The following is a 24815-nucleotide window of genomic DNA, read 5'->3' as shown; positions in this document are numbered from 1 at the left end:
GCCGGCCAGGGGGTCAGGCCGGGTCGCGTTCGGACCACACCGCCAGTTCGTTGCCACCGGGCTCGACGAACTGGAAGCGGCTGCCGCCAGGAAAGGAGAACACCGGTTTGACCACCCGGCCACCGTGGGCGGCAACCGCCTCGGCCATCGGCGCCAGGTCATCGGCATAGATCACCAGCAGGCCGGCGCCGGCGCTGGCGGTGCACGGGGTGCCGCGGAAGAACCCGCCCTGCAGGCGGCCATCATCGAAGGCCGTGTAGTCCGGGCCGTAATCGACGAAGGACCAGCCGAACACCGCGCTGAAGAACGCGCGGCTGGCGGCCGGGTCGGTGGAGGCGAACTCCACGTAATCCAGCCGCCGCTCCCGCCCGGGGTGTGCAGGCGCCGCGCTCATCCCAGCCGCGCCAGCAGTTCGCGGGCCTGCGCCTGGCTGTGCGGATCGGCGGCCTGGGCCACTTCCTGCAGCAGGATGCGGGCGGTATCGGCATCGCCCAGGTCCAGGTAGGCGATCGCCAGTTCCAGTCGATCACGGCCGGCGGCCGGAATGGCATGCGCGTCGGCAGCGCCGCTGTCATCGCCGTGCGCGGGAGTCTCGTTCACCGGTTCGTCGGCCACGGCCTCGGGATCGACGTGGGCGGCGGCGCTGTCGTCGGGGAATTCGAACACGCCGCGGAAGGACGGTTGCGCGGCGGCCGCCAGCGCATGCGCCGGCGGCGCGACGAAGGCGTCGGTGTCGGCGTCGATGTCGGCCACGGCCGGTACGGGTACCGCATCGGCGACCACGTCGTCCGCCGGGGCCACGTGCGGTGCGCGATGGCCGGGCTCCGGCTCCAGGCTGAACACCGGCTCGCGGCGCTGGCCATCGAGCACGTAGTCCGGCGGCGTGGCGTAGTCCTCGCTGTCCAGCGCGTCCGCCACCGGTGCGTCCTGCTGGGCGGCCAGTTCATCCACGTAGTCGGCGGCAGGTACGGCGGCGGCCAGCGCGGCGGCGTCCAGGCCATCGCGACGCAGCGGCGGCAGCGGCGAGGGCTTGCGCCGGCGTGCCACGGCCCAGCCGGCGACGACCAGCAGCAGGATGCCCAGGCCCAGCCAGTACCAGCCCGCGCCCCCACCCTCGCGCGTGGCCGGGGCCTGGCCCAGGCGCTGCTGCGCGGCGGCCAGGTCGCTGTCTTTCATCGCGATCAGGGAGTCCTGCTGCTTCTGCAGTTTTTCCAGCTCGGCCACGCGGCCGCGCAGTTCCTGGATCTCGGCATCGCGCGTGGCCACGTCTTCCTTGGCCTGGCGAAGTTGGTCGTTGCCCAGCATGTCACCCTCACTGCCGGCGGCGGTGCCGGTGGTTGTCCCTGCGTTGTTGTCGGTGGCCGCGACCGCCGGGGCGATCTCCAGGCGTGCACCGCTGGCCGCGGCCGGCGCGGTGGCCGGGCCCGGGGTGGCGGCGACGCCGCTGCTGGCCGGTTGCGGGATGGCTGCACGCGACTGGCGCCACTGCGCGGCATGCTCGCGCACGATCGCGGCCGCTTCGTTGGCATCGATCGGCGTGGCATTGTCGCCAGCGGGACCACGCAGCACCGCGCCCTGCTTGAGCAGGTTGACGTTGCCACGGATGAAGGCCTCGGGATTGGCCCGCAACAGCGCGATCATCGCCTGGTTGCGGTTGATGCCCTGCTCGCGCGCCATCGCACCGGCGATCTGCGACAGGGTCTGCCCGCGCTGGACGGTGATGCTGCCATCGGCGGCCAGGCGCGCCGCGGGCGGCGCCGGTGCGGGTGCGGCGGCACGTGGGCTGGCGTTGCGCGGCGGCACCGGGGTGGTGCGCGACGGGGTGTCCTGGGCTGGCGGGGTGGGCGTTGCCGCCGCCGCTGCAGCTGCCGGCACCGGTTCCGGGTCGCGCACGATCGCGTTGGACATCGCGCCGGCGGGGGCGACGATTTCCGGTTCGGCCACGGCCAGCGCGCTGTTGGGCGCATCGACCAGGGCCGAGTACTCACGGACCAGGCGGCCCTGGCCCCAATCGGCTTCGATCAGGAAATTGAGCGAGGGGGTCGTGACCGGGGCCTGGGTGCTGACCCGGACCACCGCCCTGCCCTGCGCGTTGCGGGTGAGCTCGAACTGCAGCTCGCTGACCAGCCCGACCGGGCGTTCCAGCCCCACCCGGGCGAACGTCACCGGCGACGCCAGGGCGACGCGCAGGTTCTGCAGCTCGGCCGGGTCGGCCGAAATGACCGGAATTTCGGCCAGCAATGGCTGGCCGGGCTTGGACAGCACGCGGATATCGCCCAGGCCCAGGGCCATGGCGGAGCTGCTGGCGAGGGCCAGCACCAGCGTGGAGACATACTTGAGCGGGCGCAGTGCGCCCGGAGCCCGGTTCTTCATGGCGGCCAATATAACGGCTCCCCCCGTGATCGGCGATGTTTTGTAGTACAGCCGCCGATGGCATCCCCATGCCACCGGCGGTACGCGATCAGCCTTCGGCGGCGACCAGTTCGGCCAACTGCACCGCATTGAGCGCGGCGCCCTTGCGGATGTTGTCCGAGACGATCCACAGGTTCAGGCCGCGCGGGTGCGAGAGATCCTCGCGGATGCGGCCGACATACACCGCATCGGTGCCCGAGGCGTGGGTGACCGGGGTCGGGTAGCCACCGGCTTCGTGCCGGTCCACCACTTCCACGCCGGGCGAGCGCGAGAGCAGCTCGCGCGCCGCGTCCGGGGTGACCTTCTCGCGGGTTTCGATGGTGACCGCCTCGGAGTGGCCGTAGAACACCGGCACGCGCACCGCGGTGGGGTTCACCAGGATGCTGTCGTCGCCGAGGATCTTGCGGGTTTCCCAGACCAGCTTCATTTCTTCCTTGGTGAAGCCGTTGTCCTGGAAGTCGTCGATGTGCGGGATCAGGTTGAAGGCGATCTGCACCGGGAAGCGCTGCGGGTCGATTTCCTGGAAGCTGAGCAGCTGGCCGGTCTGCTTGCCCAGTTCCTCCAGCGCCGAACGCCCGCCGCCGGACACCGACTGGTAGGTGGCCACGTTGATGCGCTCGATGTGGTACTTGCGGTGCAGCGGGGCCAGCGCGACCAGCATCTGCATGGTCGAGCAGTTCGGGTTGGCGATGATGCCGCGCGGGCGGAGCTTCAGCGCCCCCGGGTTGACTTCGGAGACCACCAGCGGCACGTCATCGTCGTAACGGAACGCCGAGGAGTTGTCGATCACCACCGCACCGGCGGCGGCGAACGTCGGGCCGTACTCCTTGGAGACGCTGCCACCGGCGGAGAACAGCGCGATGTCCACGCCGTTCGGATCGAAGGTGCTCAGGTCCTGGACCTTGATCTTGCTGCCCTGGAAGTCGATCTCGCCACCGGCCGAACGCGAAGACGCCAGCAGGCTCAGCGTGGCGATCGGGAAGTTGCGCTCGGCCAGGATGGCCAGCATGGTTTCGCCGACGGCACCGGTGGCACCGACGACGGCGACGTGGAAACGACGATCTGGATTGTTCATGGGGGAACCTCGTGTTGGGTGTACCGACCGTCGGTCGGTACCTGCCTTGTTTGGGGGATGGGCACCGACCAACGGTCGGTACCTGCCGGAATGTTGAATGTGCGTGCCGACCAACGATCGGTACCTGCCGTGCCTTGGAGATGTGTACCGACCCACGGTCGGTACCTACCGGTTCGGGAACCTCGCCTGTTGGCCGGCGCGGTTCCCTATCGTTTTGCGTCGTCGATTTTCTTGCCGCCCACGGTCGCGCCGCCGGTTTTCACGGCAGCGACAGCGTCAGCGTTGATCGCGCTCGGCGGGTGGCCGGCGTTCGGGCCCTGCCCGAGTGCGGCGGTCAGGTTGTCCACGGCCAGCTGCACCATCGCCCGGCGCGTCGCCTGGCTGGCGCTGCCGATGTGCGGGGTCAGCACGATGTTGTGCAGGGCGAGCAGTTCCGGGCGTACCGTCGGCTCGCCTTCGAACACGTCCAGCCCGGCCGCGGCGAGCCGGCCGTTGGCCAGGGCGTCGGCCAGTGCGAGCTCGTCGACGATGCCACCGCGGGCGATGTTCACCAGGGTGGCGGTGGGCTTCATCTTCGCCAGTGCGGGGGCATCGATGATGTGGTGCGAGGATGCGTTGTAGGGCAGCACCAGCACCAGGTGATCGACCTGCCCGAGCAGGGTGTCCAGGTCCACGTACTGCGCGCCGACCTCGGCCTCGGTGGCCTCGGGCAGCCGCGAACGATTGTGGTACAGCACGCGCATGCCGAAGCCGAGCGCACCGCGGCGGGCGATGCCCTGCCCGATCCGGCCCATGCCGAGGATGCCCAGCGTGCTGCCGTGGATGTCCGCGCCGAGCATGGTCTGGAACGACCACTGGCCCCACTGGCCATCGCGCAGCCAGCGCTCGGACTCGGTGATGCGGCGCGCGGTGGCCATCAGCAGCGCGAAGCCGAGGTCGGCGGTGGTCTCGGTGAGTACGTCCGGGGTGTTGCTGGCCAGGATGCCGGCGGCGCTGAGCGCGTCGACGTCCAGGTTGTTGTAGCCCACCCCGACGTTGGCGATCGCGCGCAGCTGCGGCGCGTTGCCGATCTCGGCCGCGCCGATGCGTTCGTTGAGGGTGATCAGCGCCCCGTCCACGCCGGCCAGCCGTTCGGCCAGCTGCTGCGGCGTGTAGCGGGTGACGTCGCTGGTCATGTCCAGGTCGAAATGCTGCCCGAGCTGCTCGATGACATCATCGAACAGCGGCTGGCTGACCCAGACCCGGGGGCGCCGATCAGCCATCGATCGTGCCCGGGATGCGCGGGGTGATCTCGCCGACATCGCCACACTGGGCGCGGTGGCGCAGTGCCTGGTCCATCAGCACCAGGGCCATCATCGCCTCGGCGATCGGGGTGGCGCGGATGCCGACGCAGGGATCGTGGCGGCCGGTGGTGATGACATCGACCGCGTTGCCGGCCGCATCCACCGTGGCACCGGGCAGGCGCAGGCTGGAGGTGGGCTTGAGCACGATCGAGGCGGTGACCTGCTGGCCGGTGGAGATGCCGCCGAGGATGCCGCCGGCGTGGTTGCTGGCAAAGCCCTGCGGGGTGATCAGGTCGCGGTGCTCGGTGCCAAGCTGGGCGGCGCTGGCAAAGCCGTCGCCGATCTCCACGCCCTTGACCGCGTTGATGCTCATCAGCGCGGCGGCCAGTTCGCCGTCGAGCTTGCCGTAGATCGGCTCGCCCCAGCCGGGCGGCACGCCATCGGCGACCACGTTGACGCGCGCGCCGACCGAATCACCGGACTTGCGCAGCGCATCCATGTAGCTCTCCAGCGCCGGCACCTGGTCGGCGACCGGCCAGAAGAACGGGTTTTCTTCCACTGCCGACCAGTCATGCCCGGTCGGGGTGATCTCGCCCAGCTGCGAAAGGTAGCCGCGCACGGTCACGCCGAAGCGCTGCTGCAGCCACTTCTTGGCGACGACGCCGGCGGCCACGCGCATGGTGGTTTCGCGCGCGGACGAGCGTCCGCCACCGCGCGGGTCGCGGATGCCGTACTTCTGCCAGTAGCTGTAATCGGCGTGGCCCGGGCGGAACTGCTGGGCGATGTTTGTGTAGTCCTTGCTGCGCTGGTCGGTGTTGCGGATCAGCAGCGCGATCGGGGTGCCGGTGGTGCGGCCTTCGTACACGCCGGACAGGATCTCGATGTCATCGGCCTCGCGCCGCGCCGAGGTATGCCGGCTCTTGCCGGTGGCGCGACGCTGCAGGTCGTGGGCGAATTCGTCGGCACTGATCTCCAGCCCGGGCGGGCAGCCATCGATCACGCAGCCGATCGCCGGACCGTGCGATTCGCCGAAGGTGGTGACGGTCAGCAGTCTGCCGAAGCTGTTGGAACTCACGGCCGCTGCGCTGCCAGTTCGGTGATGCGGGCGCTGTGGGCGATCAGTTCACGGCATTCGACGGCAAAAATGCCCATCTGGCCGACCTTGAACTCGACCCAGGCAAAATCGACTTCCGGCAGCAGCTTGATGAGGTGCTGTTCGGACTCGCCCACTTCGCAGATGAGCAGGCCATCCTCGCTGAGGTGCAGCGGGGCGTCGCGCAGGATCTTGAGGACCAGGTCCAGGCCATCGGGACCGGCGCGCAGGCCCATGTCCGGCTCGTAGGAGTACTCCTGCGGCAGGGCATCGGTTTCGTCGTTGGTGACGTAAGGCGGGTTGGTGACGATGAGGTCGTAGTGGCGGCCGGTGAGACCGTTGAACAGGTCGGACTTGAGCAGGGTGACGTTGTGCGCCTGCAGGCGTTCCTTGTTCTCGTGCGCCAGCGCGAGGGCGTCGTCGCTGAGGTCGACGCCGTCCACTTCCCAATTGGGGTAGTAGTGGCCGATGGCGATGGCGATGCAGCCCGAGCCGGTGCACAGGTCCAGGGCGCGATGGACGTCGCGGCCGGCCAGCCACGGTTCAAAGCCGGTTTCGATGAGTTCGGCGATGGGCGAGCGCGGCACGAGGGCGCGGCGGTCGCTCTTGAAGCTCAGGCCGGCGAACCAGGCTTCACCGGTCAGGTAGGCAGCCGGGAGGCGTTCGCTGATGCGGCGTTCGAACAGGGCCAGCACCTCGGCCTTCTCCGCGGTGGTGACACGGGCGGCACCATAGGCCGGGCCGAGGTCGTGCGGGAGGTGCAGGCTGTGCAGGACGAGCTGGGTGGCTTCGTCCAGGGCATTGTCGTAGCTGTGCCCGAAGGTGAGCCCGGCGGCATTGAAACGGCTGGTGCCGTAGCGGATCAGGTCGATGATCGTATGGAGTTCGGCGGCCGTTTCGGCAGTCATGGCAAGGCAACAGACAAAGTGGCCCCCGATTATAGGCGACCCCATGCCCCCCGGCATCCGTTGCAGTGGAAAGTGGTTGGGCCCACCATTCCGGTGCCCTCCCCGTTTTCAGCCCACCAGGGCCTTTGACGGTGCGGCTGCCTCTGGCGTGGAAGAACCCCAAAAACCCCACCAGCGGCGCCTCCCCCCCTATCATGGTGGCCCCTTCCGGGAACGGGCTTTCCATGTTCAACCGCAACGCAGGCATCATTTTGCTCATCGCCCTGGCCGCCGGCCTGGGGCTGGTCGCCGCGCAGAAAGTGTTCGCGCCCTCCCCGGCCAGCGATCGCCCCGCCACCGAATCGATCACCTTCTACCCCCAGCCGCGCCCGCTGCCCGACTTCAACCTGGGCCAGTCCGACGGCACCCGCCTCATCCCCGGCGAGCTCAAGGGCCATTGGACCCTGGTCTTCCTCGGCTTCACCTTCTGCCCCGACGTCTGCCCGACCACCCTGGCCGACCTCGCCCAGGCCCAGAAGCAGTGGGAAGCCCAGCCGGACACCCTGCGTCCGCGCCTGGTCTTCATCTCCGTCGATCCCGAGCGCGACACCCCCACCCGCCTGGGCGAATATGTCCACGCCTTCCACAAGGACACCCTCGCCGCCACCGGCGACGTCCCCTCGCTGGAACGCTTTGCCACCTCGCTCGGCTTCGTCTTCCAGAAGGTGCCCGGCAAGCACTTCGACGAGAATCCCGAGGATTACACCCTCGAACACTCGGCCAGCCTGGCCGTGCTGGACCCGGACGGCAAACTCGCCGGCCTGATCCGCCCCCCCTTCAATGCGCAGGCCATTGCCCGCGACCTGCAGACGCTGACCGAGAAAACCGCACCATGAGCCTGACCACCACGCTGAGCTACGTCCTGCCCCACCGCCTGCTGTCCTCGATGGCGCGGCGCCTGGCGTATTCCAGCAACCCGCGGATCTCGCGCTGGCTGATCGATACCGTCACCGAGAAGTTCGGCGTCAACCTCGCCGAGGCCGCCAACCCCGACCCGCGTAGCTACGCCACCTTCAACCAGTTCTTCACCCGCGCCCTCAAGCCCGGCGCACGCGTGCCCGCGCCCGATCCGCGCACCCTGGTGATGCCCGCCGACGGCCGCATCAGCCAGCTTGGCGCCATCGAGGACGGCCGCATCTTCCAGGCCAAGGGCCAGTCTTTCACCGCCGCCGAACTGCTCGGCGATGCCGCCGATGCCGAGGTGTTCCGCCACGGCCTGTTCGCCACCGTCTACCTCTCGCCCAAGGACTACCACCGCGTGCACATGCCGTGGACCGGCACCCTGCGCGAAACCGTGCACGTGCCCGGGCGTCTGTTCAGCGTCGGGCCGGCGGCGGTCAACACCGTGCCGGGCCTGTTCGCCCGCAACGAGCGCCTGGTCTGCCACTTCGATACCGACTTCGGCCCGATGGTCTCGGTGATGGTCGGCGCGCTGCTGGTCTCCGGCGTGGAAACCGTCTGGGGCGGCGAAGAAATTCCTGCCTACGGCGACACCATCACCCGCAAGGATTACCGCAACAAGGGCATCACCCTGGAACGGTTCGCGGAGATGGCGCGCTTCAACTACGGCTCCACCGTCATCGTGCTGCTGCCGCCGGGCGTGGCCGAGTTCGCCCCGCACCTGGATGCCGAGCATGCCGTGCAACTGGGGCAGCCCCTGGCCACCCTGCGGTAACACCGCGCCATGCGTGGCAACCGCGCGTCCACGCCGCACCATCAAAAACGCCCCGGTTTCCCGGGGCGTTTTCATTGAACGTGATCCGATCCGCTCAGATCTCGACCGGGCCGACGTCCATGCCGTCGTAATCCTCGACGCCATTGGCCTCGGCCAGCGCCTGCAACTCGTGGTTGCGGGCATCCAGCGACGCCTCGTCGTGCACCTCGGCGCGCTCCACGTGCAGCACGTGGTACGGCGCCTCGCCTTCCTCCAGGTCCGGTTCGAAGATCTCCACCAGCGTGTAGCCCATGCCGACCAGCTTCTCGGACAGGCCGGTCAGCGGCTCCGGGGTGGTGTTGACGAAGAAATAGCCCCACAGCATCGGGCCATTGAGGTCCCAATCGGTGTTCTCGCGGATGTTGGCGAACATCTCGTTGATCGCGGTGATATCCATCTTGCTGTCCTGTGTGCGTCTACCTGTGGGCCGTGGCACGCAGCCCCGGCCGGCGATGGATGTGCTGCAGCGCGCGGGCTGCAGGCGTAATGCCGGCAGCCTACTCCTTTCCGGCGGCGCTTACCTGTCGCAGCCCTGCAGCTTGAGCACCTGCCCCTGCTTGAGCGCGTAGGCCGGCGCCTTGAGCCCGTTGGCACGCGCCAGCTCGCGCACGTCGCACTGGAACTTGTCGGCGATCGCGCCCAGGGTCTGGCCCTTGCCGACCTTGTGGCTGCGTACCGGCTTGGCCTTGGCCTTCGGCTTGGCGGCCGGCGTGGCCACCGGCGCGATCGGCGTGGCGGCCACGGCCGTGGCCTGCACCTGCGCCACCGGCACCACGCTGCCCACCGCCACGTTGCCGGTATAGCTGGCCGCGCTCGGCCGCACGATCGCCGCATTGAGGTCGGCGGTGATCAAGGTGCGCGCCAGGTCCGCACGCGGACCGCTGACGCAGTAGCGGTTGTAGAGACCGGCGATGCGGGTGGTGGCGTTGATCGTGGTGCCGGCCGGGATCCAGCCGTCGGCCTCGTACCGCGGGTTGAGGTTGCGCAGCGCGCGCATGTAACCGTCGCGGGTGCCGGCGCTGCCCAGGCAGATGGTCAGCTCATAGATGCTGGTCGACTTGGCCAGGCGGATCGTGGCCGGCTGCGCGCTGATCTTCGGGAACTCCACGCCGTACTGCTGCGGGTGCAGGTAGATCCACGCCGCGGCGATCACCATCGGCACGTAGTCCTTGGTTTCGCCGGGGAACTGGTTGTACACGCTGTCCACCCAGAAGCCCTGTCCGCCACTCTGCTTGAACACGCGCGCGGCGCGGCCTTCGCCGCCGTTGTAGCCGGCCAGCGACAGCTCGACGTTGCCGTTGAGCTCGCGCATGCGTTCATTGAGATAGGTCGCGCTGGCCTCGGCGGCGCTGCGTGCATCGAAGCGGGTGTCGAACCCGGTACCGTCCGGGCCCAGCCCGAAACGACGCCCGGTAGCGGGCATGAACTGCATCAGCCCGGCGGCGCCCGCACGCGAAGAGGCATGCACGCGGCCATTGGACTCCTTGGCCATGATCCCGAACAGCAGCGCTTCGGGTAGGCCCCGCTTTTCCCACTCGGGCCACATCACCGCACGCAGGTTCTGGTAGTTCTCGTAGGTGGTCATCAACGCCGGGCGCATGTCGGTCAGCCAGCGACGGATGCCGGCCTGCACAGCCGGGTTGTACTCGACCATGCTGTCGAAGGCGTGGCGCTTGTCATTCAACAGCGCCGCGGCGCGCGCGGCCTCGGGCACGTCGGCGGCGAGCGGACTGGTGTGGTCCGGGTCGGCCTCGAGCAGGCCGCCATCGCTGGCCAGCGTGGCGTCGTCGCTGTCGCGGGTATCGGCGTTGTCCTTGAGCAGGCGCTTGTAGGCCGGCAGCATGTTGCTCACCTGGCAGCCCTTCTGGGCCACGCAGGCACTGATCACGTCCTCCATGTCCTCCAGCGCGGCATCGCCTTCGTTCTTGCCCTTCGGATCGGCGTTGGCCACCAGTACCAGCGCGTCGCGGTAGCGCTTTTCGGCGGCGGCCATGCGCTGGTCCAGCGCCTCGATCTTGGCCTTATCACGCGCGGAAACCCGCTGGGCATGTGCCTCGGGCACGAACGACAGCATCGCAGCCAGCGCCAACAGCGGCCAACCACGGACAAGCAAGACAGGAACGGGCATTTTTGGCACTGTGTGCGAAAGAAGGGGCAGAGTAGCCGCGCCGCTTGCATCGGGGCAACCCGGCAGGCAGCCGGACCTGCGCCGACGTTTAGAATCCAGCCTATTCAGATACCCTCCCCACACCGCACGTCCACCAGCGAGTTGACCATGGATCCGATCCTGCTCGGCAAAGGCATCACCGACGACATCGCCGTGACCCTGCAACCCCGCCTGGGCAACCGCCACGGCCTGGTGGCCGGGGCGACCGGCACCGGCAAGACGGCCACCCTGATGACCCTGGCCGAAGGTTTCTCGCGGATCGGTGTGCCGGTGTTCCTGGCCGACGTGAAGGGCGACGTGTCCGGCCTGGCCGTGCCCGGCGCGGGCAGCGAGGCACTGCTGCAGCGGGCCGCCGAAATCGGCGTGAGCGACTACGCGCCCGCGGCCAGCCCCACCATCTTCTGGGACCTGTACGGCAAGCTGGGGCACCCGGTGCGCACCACCGTGAGCGAAATGGGCCCCACCCTGCTCGCGCGCATCCTGGAACTCAACGACACCCAGTCCGGCGTGCTCGACATCGTGTTCAAGCTGGCCGACGACCGCGGCCTGCTGCTGCTCGACCTGGACGACCTGCGGGCGCTGCTCGGCCTGGTCGCCGACGAGCGCAAGGACATCTCCACCGAATACGGCCTGGTCAGCGCGCAGACCGTGGCGGCGATCCAGCGCTCGCTGCTGCGCCTGTCCCAGGATGGCGGCGAAGCCTTCTTCGGCGAGCCGGCCCTGGAACTGGCCGACATCATGCGGGTCAACCACGATGGCCGTGGCGTGATCGGCATCCTGGCCGCCGACCAGCTGGTGCTCAAGCCCCGGCTGTACTCCACCTTCCTGCTGTGGCTGCTGTCGGAGCTGTTCGAGACGCTGCCGGAAGTGGGCGACCTGGACAAGCCCAGGCTGGTCTTCATCTTCGACGAGGCCCACCTGCTGTTCGACGACGCCCCGCCGGCGCTGGTCCAGCGCATCGAGCAGGTGGTCCGCCTGATCCGCTCCAAGGGCGTGGGCGTGTACTTCTGCTCGCAGTTCCCCGATGACGTGCCGGCCAATATCCTGGGCCAGCTCGGCAACCGCGTGCAGCACGCGCTGCGTGCCTTCACCCCGCGCGACCAGAAGGCGGTGCGGACCGCCGCCGAAACCTTCGTCCCCAATCCGAAGCTGGACGTGGCCGCCGTACTGGCCAAGCTCGGCACCGGCGAAGCCCTCGTCTCGACGCTGCAGGACAAGGGCATTCCTTCGCCCGTGCAGCAGACCCAGATTGCACCGCCGCGCTGTCGTATGGGCGCGATCAGCGAGGCCGAGCGCGCCCAGGTGCGTGCCGGCAGCCCGGTCGGCAGCCGCTACGACACCGCCATCAACCGCGAATCGGCCGCCGAACTGCTGGCCCAGCGCGCGCAGAAGGCGGTCGAACAGGCGGATGCGCCCAAGGCCCGCACCCGCGAGCAGGACGACCAGCAGGAAGGCGGCTTCGGGCAGTCGATCAAGGACGCCATCTTCGGCACCAAGCGCCGCCAGGGCATGATTGAAACGATGGCCAAGCAGACCACCCGCACCGTCGGCGCCAAGCTGGGCAACCAGATCGTGCGCGGCATCCTGGGTGGCCTGTTCGGCGGCAAACGCTGATACTCGGTGCCGCGCCGCCTGCCGCGGCACCTTTTGAAGAGCACAGACAGACCCGATGTCGCGTTGGCGCCCCCCTGCGGAAAAAAGTACGGCCCTGATCACCGCACAGGGCCACCAGCGACTCAAGCATGAGCTGGATGACCTGTGGCGCGTGCGCCGTCCCGAGGTGGTCAAGGCACTGGCCGCCGCGGCCGCCGAAGGCGACCGCTCGGAGAACGCCGAGTACACCTACCGCAAGAAGCAGCTGGGCGAGATCGACCGCCGCGTGCGCTACCTGACCAAGCGGCTGGAATCACTGCGCGTGGTCGATACCACGCCGAGCGACCCGCAGGCGGTGTTCTTCGGGGCATGGGTGGAACTGGAGAACGTGGACAGCGGCGATGTGAGCCGGTATCGCATCGTCGGCCCGGACGAGACCGACGCCGCCACCGGCTGGATCAGCATCGACTCGCCGCTGGCGCGCGCGCTGCTGAAGAAGCGCGTGGAGGATGAATTCGAGGTGGAACTGCCCAGCGGGCGCACCGGCTTTGCGGTCCTCGCGGTGGAGTACGGCGTGGGCTGAGGCGTTTGCGCCGTTCAACGCACCGCGTCACCGCGGGTGGTGCAGCGCTATCGGCGGGTGCTGGGCAACCTACCCTGCCGTGTGCGTGTCACCCGCGTCGTGGGGCGCGGGCGGCGTGCGGCGCGGGATAGCACCGGCCATCGCGCAGCGGCCGGAAGTAGTCGGCCTGCCGGTAAAACGCCGCATCCTGCCGCCGATGCCAGCCCGGAATGCCGGCCAATGGCAACGGCCGCAGTTCCAGCGGGTCGTCGAGGATGCAACCGCTCTCGATCATCTGCGCGACCTGCGCCACGGCGCACGCGTCCTCGTCGGCGCACACCACCACGCACTTGCCCACCAGCAGACGCCCCGGCAGCAAGGCCTGCTCCATCAAGGCATGCCCGATCACCGCCGCCACGGCGATTTCGCCGCTGCGCCAGCGCCCTGCTCCGTCCACGAACATCGCCGCCCAGTCATGCCGATCCCAGGCCTGCACCATCGCCGGATCGTGGACGCGCACGATCACGCCGGTTTCGTCGAACTGGGTCAGCGCCGCCTGCGCACGGTTGCGCTGCCGCGGACCGTGGCAGCCGATGTGCAGGCATTGGCGCGCGTTGAGCGCCTTCTTGATGGCCGGATGGCGCGCCCACACCAGCGCGTTGAACAGGTCGTGCCAGTTCTCCGCGCGCGTGGCGATGCGGCCCTGGGCAATGCGCTGCTCGTAATGCAGGCCGTCGGCCAGGAGCGCCTCGTCCTGCTCGACCAGCTGACGACCCGGCAGCATCAGTCGGGCATCCAGCGCCGCGACGGTCGGCCAGTCGGCCGCCGTCATCAGATCGGCGTAGCGGGAAACTCCGGCAAACAGCGGCTGGGCGAAGACGTCCGCGGCCACCGCGCCACGCGGCGGTGCGATGAAACGGCGGCGCGTGCCACCGGCATCGACCGCCGCCGCGGTCACAGCACCTGCAGATCGAACGGCTTGCGCGCCGTTTCCACGATCAGTGCATCGCCGTACAGGTCGTGCTCGTCGCTCTCGGTGATCTCGACATCGACGAACTGACCCACGCGCAGCCTGGCTTCCTCGGCATTCTGGATATGCACCAGGCCATCGATCTCCGGCGCATCGGCCTTGGAACGAGCCACCGCGATGCCGTCTTCGATCGCATCGACCAGGCACTGCTGCACGCTGCCGATCTTGGCCTCCAGGCGCGCGGCGGAAATCTCCGCCTGGCGGGCCATGAAGCGGGCCAGGCGCTCTTGCTTCACTTCCTCAGGCACCGCATCGGGCAGGTCGTTGGCGGTGGCACCGGTCACCGGCGAGTAGGCGAACGCACCGACGCGGTCCAGCTGCGCCTCGTCCAGGAAGCCCAGCAGTTCCTCGAACTCGGCCTCGGTCTCGCCGGGGAAGCCGACGATGAAGGTCGAGCGCACGGTGATGTCCGGGCAGAGCTGGCGCCAGCGCTGCACGCGCTCCAGGGTCTTGTCGACCGCGCCCGGGCGCTTCATCAGCTTGAGGATGCGCGGGCTGGCGTGCTGGAACGGGATGTCCAGGTACGGCAGGATCCGGTTCTCGGCCATCAGCGGCACGATCTCGTCCACGTGCGGGTACGGGTAGACGTAATGCATGCGAGTCCAGGCGTCCAGTTCGGACAGGCCTTCGCACAGTGCCTTCAGCCGGGTCTGGTACGCCTTGTCGCGCCACATGCGTTCGGCGTATTTCACATCCACGCCGTAGGCCGAGGTGTCCTGGGACACCACCAGCAGTTCCTTCACGCCGCCGCGCACCAGCCGCTCGGCTTCGCGCAGCACTTCATCGACCGGGCGCGAGACCAGCTTGCCGCGCATCGAGGGAATGATGCAGAAGCTGCATTTATGGTTGCAGCCTTCGGAAATCTTCAGATACGCGTAGTGGCGCGGGGTCAGCTTGATGCCGTAGTCGGGCACCAGGTCCACGAACGGATCGTGCTTGGGCGGCAGCGCGGCATGCACGGCCTCCATCACGCTCAGGTAGTCCTGCGGGCCGGACACGGCCAGCACGTTCGGGTAGGCCTCGCGGATCTGTTCCGGACGCTTGCCCAGGCAGCCGGTGACGATCACCTTGCCGTTGGCATTCATCGCCTCGCCAATGGCATCCAGCGACTCGGTCACGGCCGAATCGATGAAGCCGCAGGTGTTGACCACCACCACGTCGGCCGAATCGTAGGAAGGGACGATGTCGTAGCCTTCGGACCGCAGCTGGGTAAGGATGCGCTCGGAATCGACGAGGGCCTTCGGGCAGCCAAGGCTGACGAAGCCGACTTTGGGGTTCAGCTGGGACATGGAATCGCGGGACTCTGGGGGCCTGGGCCCATGCCGGAATGGCGTGGGGACCTGGGGCCGGAAACGGCGGCAAGTATACCGGCGTTGCGCCCCGCCCCCTGAATCGGATCGCGACGATGCCGCCCGATCCGGCATGGCCGCTGACATCCCGCTAACCGGTGGGGGCCGGATAATGAATGCCTGAACCAACAGGAGTCACGCATCATGGGTGAGTGGGTCACGCTCGATACGCATCACGGTCCGGTCCGCGCCTGGCAGGCCACCCCGGAGGGCAAGCCCCGGGCCGGGCTGGTGGTCATCCAGGAGATCTTCGGCGTCAACCCGCACATGCGCGAAGTGGCCGAGGGCTTTGCGGCGCAGGGCTATGCGGTGCTGGCCCCGTCGTTCTTCGATCTCATCGACGGGGTGGACGCCGACCCCGATGCCCTGCCCTACACCCCCGAGGGCGTGAAGCAGGGGCTCGAGCGTGTGGACGCGCTGGGCGTGGAGAGGGCCCTGGAGATGGTGCGCGCGGCGGCCTCGCGGCTGGCCCCGGCGGGCAAGGTCGGCACGGTGGGCTATTGCTGGGGCGGCAGCATCGCGCTGCTGTCGGCGCTGCGGCTGGGCCTGCCCTCGGTAAGCTACTACGGCGCGCGCAACGTGCAGTTCTTGGATGAAGCGCCGAAGGCGCCGGTGATGTTCCACTTCGGGGCGCAGGACAAGAGCATCCCGCCGGAGGCGGTGGCGGCCCATCGCGAGAAGCTGCCGCAGATGACCACCTTCGTCTACCCGGCCGACCACGGCTTCAACCGCAGCGTCGGACATGCGTATGATCCAGACAGCGCCGCCCTGGCGCTGGAACGCACCCTGGACTTCTTTGCGGAGCATCTTGGATGAGCGAGTTCGAACTGGATTCACGCCTGGCCACCGATAGCGTACTGGTAGCAGAAGGGCCGTTGTCGCAAGTGCGACTGATGAACGACGAGCGGTACCCCTGGTTGATCCTGGTGCCGCGCCTGGCCGGCATCACCGAGTGGATCGACCTGGACGGGGAGCAGCAGGACAAGCTGCGGACCGAGTTGAACCGCGCCTGCAAGGCGCTCAAGGGCACCGATGGGGTGGAGAAGATCAACATCGGTTCGCTGGGCAACATCGTGCGCCAGCTGCACTTCCACGTGATCGGCCGCCACGTCGGTGATCCGGCCTGGCCCGGACCGGTGTGGGGCCAGGGCCAGGCGCACCGTTACGATGGCCAGGTGCTGTCCGAACGTGTCGCCTACTGGAAGGAACGGCTAGGATATTCGCCCCAGCCCTAGCGGACCCTGCCCCTGATGCGTTCCAACCTCGTCGCTGCCATCGTCCTGATCGTCGTCGGCCTGTTCCTGCTGGCCAGCAACCTGGGCTGGACCAACATGAACTTGGGTCGCCTTATCCTTACCTGGTGGCCCGTGATCCTGGTGGCGGTCGGCATCGGGTTGCTGTTCGGTCGCGGCAAGTAGAGCGGACCGTTGGTCCACTGCTTTTAAGACTACTGACAGTCCGGTTACCCTGCCGGACTCCGGACCAGGCCACAAAAAAGCGCGGCGTACGCCGCGCTTTTTTGTGGTCGCCACCATTGATGGGTAACGGTAGCCGCAGAGGCAGCCGACCAACGGTCGGCGCTACCAGGCCCGGACGCGGCCGCACGCCCGGGGATTGACCAGGTGCGCCGCGCCACCCGCGTGGTCATCAGGTGCGCGGCAGGGTGACGCCGGTCTGGCCCTGGTACTTGCCGCCGCGATCCTTGTAGGAGGTCTCGCAGATGTCGTCCTTGTCGGCCTGGAAGAACAGCATCTGCGCCACGCCTTCATTGGCATAGATGCGCGCCGGCAGTGGCGTGGTGTTGCTGAATTCCAGCGTGACGTGGCCTTCCCACTCCGGTTCCAGCGGGGTCACGTTGACGATGATCCCGCAGCGCGCGTAGGTGCTCTTGCCCAGGCACACCACCAGCGTATCGCGCGGAATGCGGAAGTATTCCACCGTGCGCGCCAGCGCAAAGCTGTTCGGCGGGATGATGCACTCGTCGCCGACGATGTCCACGAAACTGCCCGGATCGAAGTGCTTGGGGTCCACGATCGTGGAGTTGATGTTGGTGAACACCTTGAACTCGCGCGAGCAGCGCACGTCGTAGCCGTAGCTGGAGGTGCCGTAGCTGACGATGCGCTGGCCATTGGCCTGCTTGACCTGGCCGGCTTCGAACGGCTCGATCATGCCCTGCTGCTCGGCCATCTGACGGATCCAGCGGTCACTCTTGATGCTCATGGGGGGTCCTGGGTGCGAAAGGAACAACGGCACCGCCAACGGGCGCCCGGGCCACGATTCTAAACAGCCGCCCCCGCCGCGACCAGCGGCGCCGCCCCTGGCCCGGGCAGGACACGGCCCGGCAGAGCCGGGCCGGGCGCCACGCGCCGCCAGGGCAGCCGCGCTCAGATCAGCGAGGACAGGATCGGGATGCTCGCGCGCGGACGCTTGCCCATTTCCTCGACCAGCCGCTCGGCCGCACGCAGGTAGGCCTGCGCCGCCGTCGACTCCGGCGCTGCCGCGGTGATCGGCGTGCCCGCATCGCCCTGCTCGCGGATGCCGATCTCCAGCGGCAGCGATCCCAGCAACGGCACGCCGTACTGCGCCGCCATGCGCTCACCGCCGCCCTCGCCGAACAGGTGCTCGACCTGGCCGCAGTTGCTGCAGGTATGCACGGCCATGTTCTCGATGATGCCCAGCACCGGCACCTCCACCTTCTCGAACATTTTCAGCGCCTTCTTCGCGTCCAGCGTGGCGATGTCCTGCGGCGTGGTCACGATCACCGCCCCCGCCAGCGGAATCTTCTGGGTCAGGGTCAGCTGGATGTCGCCGGTGCCCGGCGGCAGGTCGATCAGCAGGTAGTCCAGGTCATCCCACAACGTGTCATTGAAGAACTGGGTCATCGCCGAGGTGGCCATGGGGCCGCGCCAGATCATCGGCGTCTCGTCCTCGATCAGGTAGCCGATCGACATCGTTTCCACGCCGAACGCGCGCATCGGCTCGATCGACTTGTTGTCCGGACTCTCCGGGCGGCCGCTCAGGCCCAGCATCGCCGGCACGCTCGGGCCGTAGATGTCCGCATCGAGCAGACCCACGCGCGCGCCGAGCCTGGCCAGCGCCACGGCGAGGTTGACCGCGGTGGTCGACTTGCCCACCCCACCCTTGCCCGACCCCACCGCGATCACGTTGCGGATGCGCGGATGCGGGCTGAGGCCCTTCTGCACCTGGCTGGCATGGGGACGACGCGTCTGGCTGCTGCTCACTGCATGACTCCGAAAGAAAACGACACGAATAGCCAAACATCATACAACCTTGACCAACGCTGACTGGAAATCGCAATTGCTAGCAATCCATGCAATTTTCGTTAAGTTCATGTTAGGTTCGAGTGGCACTACGTTCAGCGTTTTCCGCGCATTGCGGGAGGGAATCTTGGCGTGGGTGCGTTCTCGTTTCTGCACTTTGGACTATTGATGACTTACAGCTCTACCGCACGTCGCAACACGCTCGCCGCTGCATTGTTCTCCGCCCTGATCGCCACCGCAGCCGCTCCGGCCATGGCACAGGAAAAGGCCACGACGCTCGACAAAGTCACCGTCACCGGCTCGCTGATTCCGCAGACCGATCTCGAAACCCAGACCCCGGTGATGTCGATCACCGCCGAGGACATCCAGACCCGCGGCTTCACCAGCGTCGCCGAGGTGCTGCAGCAGTCCTCGCTGACCACCGGTGGCCTGCAGGGCGGCCAGACCTCCGCCTCGTTCACCCAGGGCGCTGAAGCGGCCGGCATGTTCGGCCTGAACCCGGGGTACACCAAGTACCTGATCAACGGTCGCCCGATGATGTCCTACCCGGCGCTGTACAACGGCGGCGACACGTTCAACAACATCAGCGGCATCCCGATCGACATCGTCGAGCGCATCGAAGTCCTGCCGGGCGGCCAGTCGTCGCTGTACGGCTCGGATGCGATCGCCGGCGTGGTCAACATCATCCTCAAGGAACGCATGGACGGTGGCACCGTCACCGTGCGTGGCGGCAGCTACACCGAAGGCGGCGGCAACAGCGTGCGCCTGAGCGCCGCGCATGGCTTCAGCGCGTTCGACGACCGCTTCAACGCACTGGTCAACGTGCAGATCGAGTCGAGCAACCCGATCTGGGGCTACCAGCGCGACCTCACCCGCACCACCAACGCCAACGGCTACACCGCGCAGGTGCCGGGCAATGACTTCGCCGTCATCGATGCCGACACCAACCGCCTGTACATGATGGACCCGAGCAACTGCGCCAGCGTCGCCGGCCAGTTCGGTGGCACCACCGTGATGGGCACGCGCGCATCCGGCCTGTCCTGCGGCTCGGTGTATGGCGCCGGCTACAAGACCGTCAAGAACGGCAAGGACAGCGGCCAGTTCTATTCCGCGCTGACCTTCGACGTCAACGACAACCTGCAGCTGTTCGCCGACCTGCTCTACAGCAAGGAAAAGACCGAGTACACCTCCGGTTCGAACTACCTGTGGTGGGGCACCAAGAGCACCATGGGCGGCTTCTACGACCAGTCCTCGGGCAAGGTGGTCAACCTGCAGCGCGCCTTCGCACCGGAAGACATCGGTGGCCAGGGCTACAACGACGTGCTCAACAGCGACGAGAGCCGCTCCTACCAGGTCACCCTGGGCGCCAAGGGCGCGGCCGGCAACTGGGACTACAGCGCCAGCTTCACCCGCGGTGAGTACAAGCTCACCGAAAACAAGTTCATGCGTTGGCAGGATCCGATCAACAACTACTTCGCCGAACACGTGCTGGGCCCGAGCCTGGGCACCAACGAAGACGGCTGGGACATCTACAACCCGAACTGGGGCGCGTTCTACTCGGCGATCTCGCCGGAAGATTTCGCCAGCTTCACCGGCTACGCGCACAACCGCAGCCGCACCTGGCAGAACCTGGCGCGCGCGCAGGTCACCAACGGCTCGCTGTTCACGCTGCCGGGCGGCGATGCCGGCTTTGCAGTCGTCGTCGAAGGCGGCAGCGAAGGCTGGGACTACTCGCCCGACCAGCGCGTGCTCGATGGCCAGGCGTGGGGTTCGTCGGCCGTGGCCGGCAATGGCCACCGCAGCAACTACGCGGTGACCTCCGAGCTGCGCATGCCGGTGCTGGAACAGCTCACCGTGACCGCCTCCGGTCGCTATGACGCGTTCAAGATCGCCGACAACACCGTCGACAAGGCCACCTACAGCCTGGGCCTGGAATACCGTCCGCTGCAGAGCCTGCTGGTCCGCGGCAAGTACGGCACCGCCTTCCGCGCGCCGACCCTGTCCGATGCCTTCCAGGGCACCAGCGGCTACTACGCCAACAACTCGACCGACTACTACCGTTGCGGCCAGTTGGGCTATGCGCCGGGCAACACCGCCGACTGCCGTTACGACAACAGCGTCTCGGTGTACTCCGAGCGCGCCGGCAACCCGGACCTGGAGCCGATCACCGCCGATGTGTGGAACGCCGGCCTGGTCTGGGCCCCGATGGCGAACCTGTCGATCTCGGCCGATTACTACAACTGGAAGATCGAGAACGAGGTCGACACGGCCAGCACCGACCAGCTGCTGCTGGCCGAGTACTACTGCCGCAACAGCCTGCCCAACGCCGCCTCGGCCACCTGCCAGAACGTGGCCGACTGGGTGGTGCGTGACGCCGCCGGCAACCTGAGCAGCCTGTACACGCCGAAGATGAACGTGGCTCGCCAGAACCTGCAGGCCGTCACCGTCGGCTTCAAGTACCTGCAGGACATCGGCCGTTTCGGTGCGCTGCAGTTCTCGGGCAACTACACCAACATGCTCAAGCGTGAAGTGCAGTCCGAGCCGGGCGAGGACTTCCAGGACCTGCTGGGCAACCCGGTGGCGATGTGGAACTACGACAACTACGCCAAGGTGCGCAGCGATGCCGCCGTGGCTTGGTCGCTCGGCAGGTTCACCACCACCGCCTACGCCAACTACGTGGGCAAGACCCCGAACTACCTGGCCGGCCTGAATGGCTACGACTACGTGCACACCGCGTCGGGCAAGGCCGCAGGCAAGTGGGGCTCGTACACCACCTACAACCTGAGCGTGAACTATCGCGCCCAGGATGACCTGACCCTGTCGCTGATGGTCAACAACGTGTTCAACAAGATGCCCGAAGGCCAGGCATACAGCTACCCGGGTACCTCCGGCACGCCGTACAACAGCGCCTTCTACAGCATCTACGGGCGCGCCGTGTATGCGCAGATGAAGTACGACTTCGGCAAGTAATCGCCGCCGTCGCGCACGACGAAAGGCCCCGCTTCGGCGGGGCCTTTTTTTGTGCCGCACGTCGGCCGCGGACCCGGGCGAAGGCGGCAGGACCGTCCTTATTCCGATTTGTTCTTAGCTACGAAAATGAACGCCCCGTGTATGGCCCGGACTGTCCCCCAGCGCCAGTCAGGGACACCGCGCGCGGTCACCGGGGATGGTTACGCGCGCAACTAAATTCCTTGCAATCAATCACTTGCGAAGATTTCAGCGCAAACCCAACGGCAGCAAGGCGTTTTGCCGATCGTGTCTTTATGACGCTGTGATGAACAGTTGACAGCGCAAGTTAAGCTCGTGTTAACTTCGAGTCATCGGCTTGTGAAGCTGATTACAGGGGGCAGCGGTACGGGCCCGTCGGGAGCAAAAAGGTGTCCGGTTCGGCCAAGAAGGCCTGCTCACCGTCACCTGGCGCACAGAACTGATTTCAAGGGGAACTATTCATGGCAAATCGCACGCTGCTCAGCCGCAACCCGCTGAGCTTTGCGCTGGCATCGGCGCTGGTCGTTTCGGCCGTCGCTCCGGCGTTCGCACAGGAAGCCGGCAACGAAGCTGGCGGCAAGAACGCCGTCAACCTGGACCGCGTGTCCGTGGTGGGTTCGCGCATCAAGCGCGCCGACGTGGAAGGCCCGGCGCCGGTCACCGTTATCACGCGTGCCGATATCGACCGTGAAGGCTTCCAGTCTGTCGGCGACATGCTGCAGACCCTGACCCAGAACACCACCAGCTCCTTCACCGGCGACCTGGCCGTGGGCGGCTTCACGCCCAATGCCCAGGTGGTGAACCTGCGCAACCTGGGCCCGGGTTACACCCTGACGCTGATCAACGGCCGCCGCCCGCCGCAGTACCCGCAGCCCTACAACCGCGACAACAACGTCGTCAACATCAAGTCGATCCCGAGCTCGATCGTCGAGCGCGTGGAGGTGCTGACGGGTGGCGCTTCGGCCATCTACGGCTCCGACGCCGTGGCCGGCGTGGTCAACATCGTGCTGCGCAAGAACTACGATGGTCAGCAGGTCCGCCTGACCGCCGGCACCACCGAAGAGGGCGGTGGCGACAGCGTCAACTTCGAATACACCGGCGGCAAGACCGGTGACCGCTGGAGCGCGACCTACGCGCTGCAGTACAGCGAGAACGAGCCGGTGTTCGCTTCCCAGCGCGACGTCCTGGCCGATACCCGCAACAATCCGTCGGGTATCGCGGTCAACCCGTCGCTGTCCCTGGCCAGCCTGAGCGCCGGCGGCCTGAACGGCCACGTGCGCAACCAGAACGTCATCTATGACGCTGCTGCGTGCGACAAGTTCGGCTACACCACCGTGACCACCGCTGCCCGCGGCACCTACTGCGGCAGCTACGATCAGGTCGCGTCGCGCTCGCTGTGGAACAAGAACCGCAGCTACAACGCCTACGGCTACGGTACCTTCGACGTCACCGAGTCCACCCAGCTGTTCGGCAGCGTGAACTTCTACAAGACCGACGCGAAGGCCAGCAACGGCACCGAGTTCTGGGGCACCTCCGGCGACCGCTTCACCGCCAACCGCGCCGGTGCGGCCACCGGCGCGTACTACGATTCCACCCTGCGTGATCTGATTCAGCTGCAGCGCGTGTTCAATCCGTTCGAACTGGGCGGCAACGAGGCGGCCAGCACCGAGTACGACGAAAAGAGCTGGGACATCACCTTCGGTGCGCAGGGTACCTTCGCCGATCGTTTCGATTGGGAAGCCAGCGCCAACTACGGCAAGTACGAGTACACCGCCGACCGCCCGCGCCTGCTGGCCAAGGCCGTGCACGACTACTTCCTGGGCCCGCTGCAGGGCTATAACGGCAACTACCCGATCTACTCGTTGAATCAGCAGCGCTGGAACTCGCCGATCACCCCGGAGATCTACCAGAGCTTCGCCACCCGCGTGAAGAACGAAGCCGAATCCACCTCGGCCACCGTCAACTTCAACGTCAGCGGCGACCTTTTCGAACTGCCTGCCGGCCCGGTCGGCTTCGCCGCCGTCATTGAAGGCATGCGCCAGACCACCGACCTGGTCAGCGACGTGCGTACCGACCAGCTGCGTCCGCTGGACGACCAGACCATCTTCAACCTGACCAGCTCGGGCGAAACCCACGGCAGCCGTGACCGCTACGCGATCGGCACCGAGTTCCGCGTGCCGATCCTGAGCAACCTGTCGATGAACCTGGCCGGCCGCTGGGACAAGTACGACGACATCACCGCCGTCGACGATGCCAAGACCTTCAACGTTGGCCTGGAGTTCCGTCCCTTCAGCAACCTGCTGATCCGTGGCTCCTACGCCACCAGCTTCCGCGCACCGGACATGCAGCTGGTCTACGCCGAAGGCGCCGCCTCCTACGCGTCCATCGTCGACGAATACAGCTGCCGTTCGGGCACCGGCCTTGGCCAGGCTCCGGGCACCCCGGGCCGTACCCGCGCCCAGTGCAACGTCAGCGGTGACATCACCCTGTACCAGGCGCAGTCGCTGATTGCCGGCAACCCGAACCTGAAGGAAGAAGAAGGCAAGTCGTGGGGCGCAGGCTTCGTGTGGGACATCATGGACGCCATGTCCATGTCGGTGGACTACTACAAGATCCGTCTGCAGGATGCCGCGACCCAGCTGAGCTCGACCTACCTGCTGCAGAACGAAGCGAACTGCCGCCTGGGTGTGCGTCCGGACGGCTCGGCGTTCGAACAGTCGGCTGATTCGGCCTTCTGCCGCAACCTGACCTCGCTGATCACCCGTACCAACGCCCCGGGCACCACCTTGGACGGCCGCATCTCGCAGATCAACACCGCGTACATCAATGCCTCGCTGCTGGAAACCAGCGGTATCGATGCGACCTTCAAGTACAAGCTGGACACCGATCGCCTCGGCGACTTCGGCCTGGACCTGGGCTACTCGCTGGTCCTGACCAACAAGTACAAGGAGAACGACGAGGATGAGCTGGTCGACTACCGCGACCTGCCGCTGTACGACTACAGCCAGCGCAGCCGCGTGCGTGGCAGCCTGAGCTGGGCCGGCGACGAATGGGGTGCAACGCTGTTCGGTACCCGTTACGGCTCCAACTGGAACGCTGCCTGGACCGAGCGCCTCAAGCCCTACATGCTGTACAACCTGCAGGTCAGCAAGAAGTTCGGCCCGAACGTGCGTGCTGAGTTCACCGTGGTCAACCTGACCAACAATCAGTTCCGCGAAGACGCCACCAACACCGCTTACCCGTACTTCAACAGCTACATCGGCGCCGACCCGCTGGGCCGCCGCTACTACCTCAGCCTGTCCTACCGCTTCTGATGGGCCA

General features: G+C 67.2%; 21 protein-coding genes. 9 read left to right on the top strand and 12 right to left on the bottom strand.

Features of this window, described 5'->3' with window-relative positions; all coding sequences use genetic code 11:
• Nucleotides 1–13: 13 nt before the first annotated feature.
• The 6 genes from AC06FD_RS02505 to prmB form a co-directional block, all read right to left on the bottom strand.
• The gene (locus AC06FD_RS02505) at nucleotides 14–394 is read right to left on the bottom strand and encodes a VOC family protein (RefSeq protein ID WP_259205674.1); all 381 of its coding nucleotides are present in this window, start codon (nucleotides 392–394) and stop codon (nucleotides 14–16) included.
• Nucleotides 391–2373: a motility hub landmark protein FimV gene (locus AC06FD_RS02500; protein ID WP_478076905.1), complete on the bottom strand. Its 1983-nt coding sequence runs from the start codon at nucleotides 2371–2373 to the stop codon at nucleotides 391–393. The genes AC06FD_RS02505 and AC06FD_RS02500 overlap by 4 nt, the downstream gene beginning before the upstream one ends.
• Before the next feature lie 88 nt (nucleotides 2374–2461).
• Nucleotides 2462–3487, bottom strand: a complete 1026-nt coding sequence (locus AC06FD_RS02495) for an aspartate-semialdehyde dehydrogenase (protein ID WP_478076904.1) — start codon at nucleotides 3485–3487, stop codon at nucleotides 2462–2464.
• A gap of 206 nt (nucleotides 3488–3693) precedes the next feature.
• Nucleotides 3694–4749 carry a 2-hydroxyacid dehydrogenase gene (locus tag AC06FD_RS02490; RefSeq protein WP_478076903.1) on the bottom strand — a complete coding sequence of 352 codons (1056 nt, stop codon included), beginning with the start codon at nucleotides 4747–4749 and terminating at the stop codon, nucleotides 3694–3696.
• On the bottom strand, nucleotides 4742–5845 hold the full coding sequence (gene aroC / locus AC06FD_RS02485) for a chorismate synthase (protein WP_478047147.1): 1104 nt from the start codon (nucleotides 5843–5845) through the stop codon (nucleotides 4742–4744). The genes AC06FD_RS02490 and aroC overlap by 8 nt, the downstream gene beginning before the upstream one ends.
• Nucleotides 5842–6771, bottom strand: a complete 930-nt coding sequence (prmB, locus tag AC06FD_RS02480; protein WP_394160830.1) for a 50S ribosomal protein L3 N(5)-glutamine methyltransferase — start codon at nucleotides 6769–6771, stop codon at nucleotides 5842–5844. The genes aroC and prmB overlap by 4 nt, the downstream gene beginning before the upstream one ends.
• Before the next feature lie 224 nt (nucleotides 6772–6995).
• Here prmB and AC06FD_RS02475 point away from each other — a divergent pair, with 224 nt between their 5' ends.
• Nucleotides 6996–7646, top strand: a complete 651-nt coding sequence (locus tag AC06FD_RS02475) for an SCO family protein (protein ID WP_259205722.1) — start codon at nucleotides 6996–6998, stop codon at nucleotides 7644–7646.
• The gene (asd, locus tag AC06FD_RS02470) at nucleotides 7643–8485 is read left to right on the top strand and encodes an archaetidylserine decarboxylase (RefSeq protein WP_259205734.1); all 843 of its coding nucleotides are present in this window, start codon (nucleotides 7643–7645) and stop codon (nucleotides 8483–8485) included. Before AC06FD_RS02475 ends, asd begins: the two co-directional genes overlap by 4 nt.
• A gap of 94 nt (nucleotides 8486–8579) precedes the next feature.
• Here the strand turns inward: asd and AC06FD_RS02465 are convergent, their stop codons facing one another.
• Nucleotides 8580–8921, bottom strand: a complete 342-nt coding sequence (locus tag AC06FD_RS02465; RefSeq protein ID WP_394160833.1) for a ribonuclease E inhibitor RraB — start codon at nucleotides 8919–8921, stop codon at nucleotides 8580–8582.
• A 120-nt stretch (nucleotides 8922–9041) separates the two neighbouring features.
• Nucleotides 9042–10652: a transglycosylase SLT domain-containing protein gene (locus AC06FD_RS02460; RefSeq protein WP_394160835.1), complete on the bottom strand. Its 1611-nt coding sequence runs from the start codon at nucleotides 10650–10652 to the stop codon at nucleotides 9042–9044.
• A 147-nt stretch (nucleotides 10653–10799) separates the two neighbouring features.
• Between AC06FD_RS02460 and AC06FD_RS02455 the strand changes: the two genes are divergently transcribed.
• Both AC06FD_RS02455 and greB read left to right on the top strand, forming a co-directional pair.
• Complete coding sequence (locus tag AC06FD_RS02455; protein WP_478076902.1) at nucleotides 10800–12305, top strand: helicase HerA-like domain-containing protein; 1506 nt, start codon at nucleotides 10800–10802, stop codon at nucleotides 12303–12305.
• Nucleotides 12306–12360: 55 nt separating this feature from the next.
• Nucleotides 12361–12867 carry a transcription elongation factor GreB gene (greB, locus tag AC06FD_RS02450; RefSeq protein ID WP_478076901.1) on the top strand — a complete coding sequence of 169 codons (507 nt, stop codon included), beginning with the start codon at nucleotides 12361–12363 and terminating at the stop codon, nucleotides 12865–12867.
• Between the two features lie 88 nt (nucleotides 12868–12955).
• Here the strand turns inward: greB and AC06FD_RS02445 are convergent, their stop codons facing one another.
• The gene (locus AC06FD_RS02445) at nucleotides 12956–13804 is read right to left on the bottom strand and encodes a DUF3025 domain-containing protein (protein WP_478076900.1); all 849 of its coding nucleotides are present in this window, start codon (nucleotides 13802–13804) and stop codon (nucleotides 12956–12958) included.
• Nucleotides 13801–15165, bottom strand: coding sequence for a 30S ribosomal protein S12 methylthiotransferase RimO (gene rimO / locus AC06FD_RS02440; protein ID WP_259205751.1), 1365 nt, complete (start codon nucleotides 15163–15165; stop codon nucleotides 13801–13803). The genes AC06FD_RS02445 and rimO overlap by 4 nt, the downstream gene beginning before the upstream one ends.
• A 204-nt stretch (nucleotides 15166–15369) precedes the next feature.
• Here rimO and AC06FD_RS02435 point away from each other — a divergent pair, with 204 nt between their 5' ends.
• The 3 genes from AC06FD_RS02435 to AC06FD_RS02425 are packed head-to-tail and all read left to right on the top strand — an operon-like array spanning nucleotide 15370 to nucleotide 16643.
• A complete protein-coding gene (locus AC06FD_RS02435) occupies nucleotides 15370–16041 on the top strand; it encodes a dienelactone hydrolase family protein (RefSeq protein ID WP_478076899.1) in 672 nt (223 codons plus the stop codon).
• A complete protein-coding gene (locus AC06FD_RS02430; RefSeq protein WP_259205759.1) occupies nucleotides 16038–16460 on the top strand; it encodes an HIT domain-containing protein in 423 nt (140 codons plus the stop codon). Before AC06FD_RS02435 ends, AC06FD_RS02430 begins: the two co-directional genes overlap by 4 nt.
• Nucleotides 16461–16475: 15 nt before the next feature.
• Nucleotides 16476–16643, top strand: coding sequence for a LiaI-LiaF-like domain-containing protein (locus tag AC06FD_RS02425; RefSeq protein ID WP_259205760.1), 168 nt, complete (start codon nucleotides 16476–16478; stop codon nucleotides 16641–16643).
• A 229-nt stretch (nucleotides 16644–16872) separates the two neighbouring features.
• On the opposite strand, the gene dcd is transcribed toward AC06FD_RS02425, so the two are convergent.
• Both dcd and apbC read right to left on the bottom strand, forming a co-directional pair.
• Nucleotides 16873–17445 carry a dCTP deaminase gene (dcd, locus tag AC06FD_RS02420; protein ID WP_088433273.1) on the bottom strand — a complete coding sequence of 191 codons (573 nt, stop codon included), beginning with the start codon at nucleotides 17443–17445 and terminating at the stop codon, nucleotides 16873–16875.
• 164 nt (nucleotides 17446–17609) lie between these two features.
• Nucleotides 17610–18467: an iron-sulfur cluster carrier protein ApbC gene (gene apbC, locus AC06FD_RS02415; RefSeq protein WP_259205763.1), complete on the bottom strand. Its 858-nt coding sequence runs from the start codon at nucleotides 18465–18467 to the stop codon at nucleotides 17610–17612.
• Nucleotides 18468–18674: 207 nt separating this feature from the next.
• On the opposite strand from apbC, the gene AC06FD_RS02410 reads away from it, so the two are divergent.
• Both AC06FD_RS02410 and AC06FD_RS02405 read left to right on the top strand, forming a co-directional pair.
• Nucleotides 18675–21476, top strand: a complete 2802-nt coding sequence (locus AC06FD_RS02410) for a TonB-dependent receptor plug domain-containing protein (RefSeq protein ID WP_259205766.1) — start codon at nucleotides 18675–18677, stop codon at nucleotides 21474–21476.
• Nucleotides 21477–21955: 479 nt separating this feature from the next.
• Entirely contained in the window at nucleotides 21956–24808 is a 2853-nt protein-coding gene (locus AC06FD_RS02405) for a TonB-dependent receptor domain-containing protein (RefSeq protein ID WP_478076898.1), read from the top strand.
• Nucleotides 24809–24815: the final 7 nt, after the last annotated feature.

This window comes from Stenotrophomonas sp. Steno-Z1 (genome assembly GCF_056393175.1).
The sequence above is the reverse complement of the archived record's forward strand: the minus strand, read 5'-3'. Positions and strand labels throughout refer to the sequence as shown.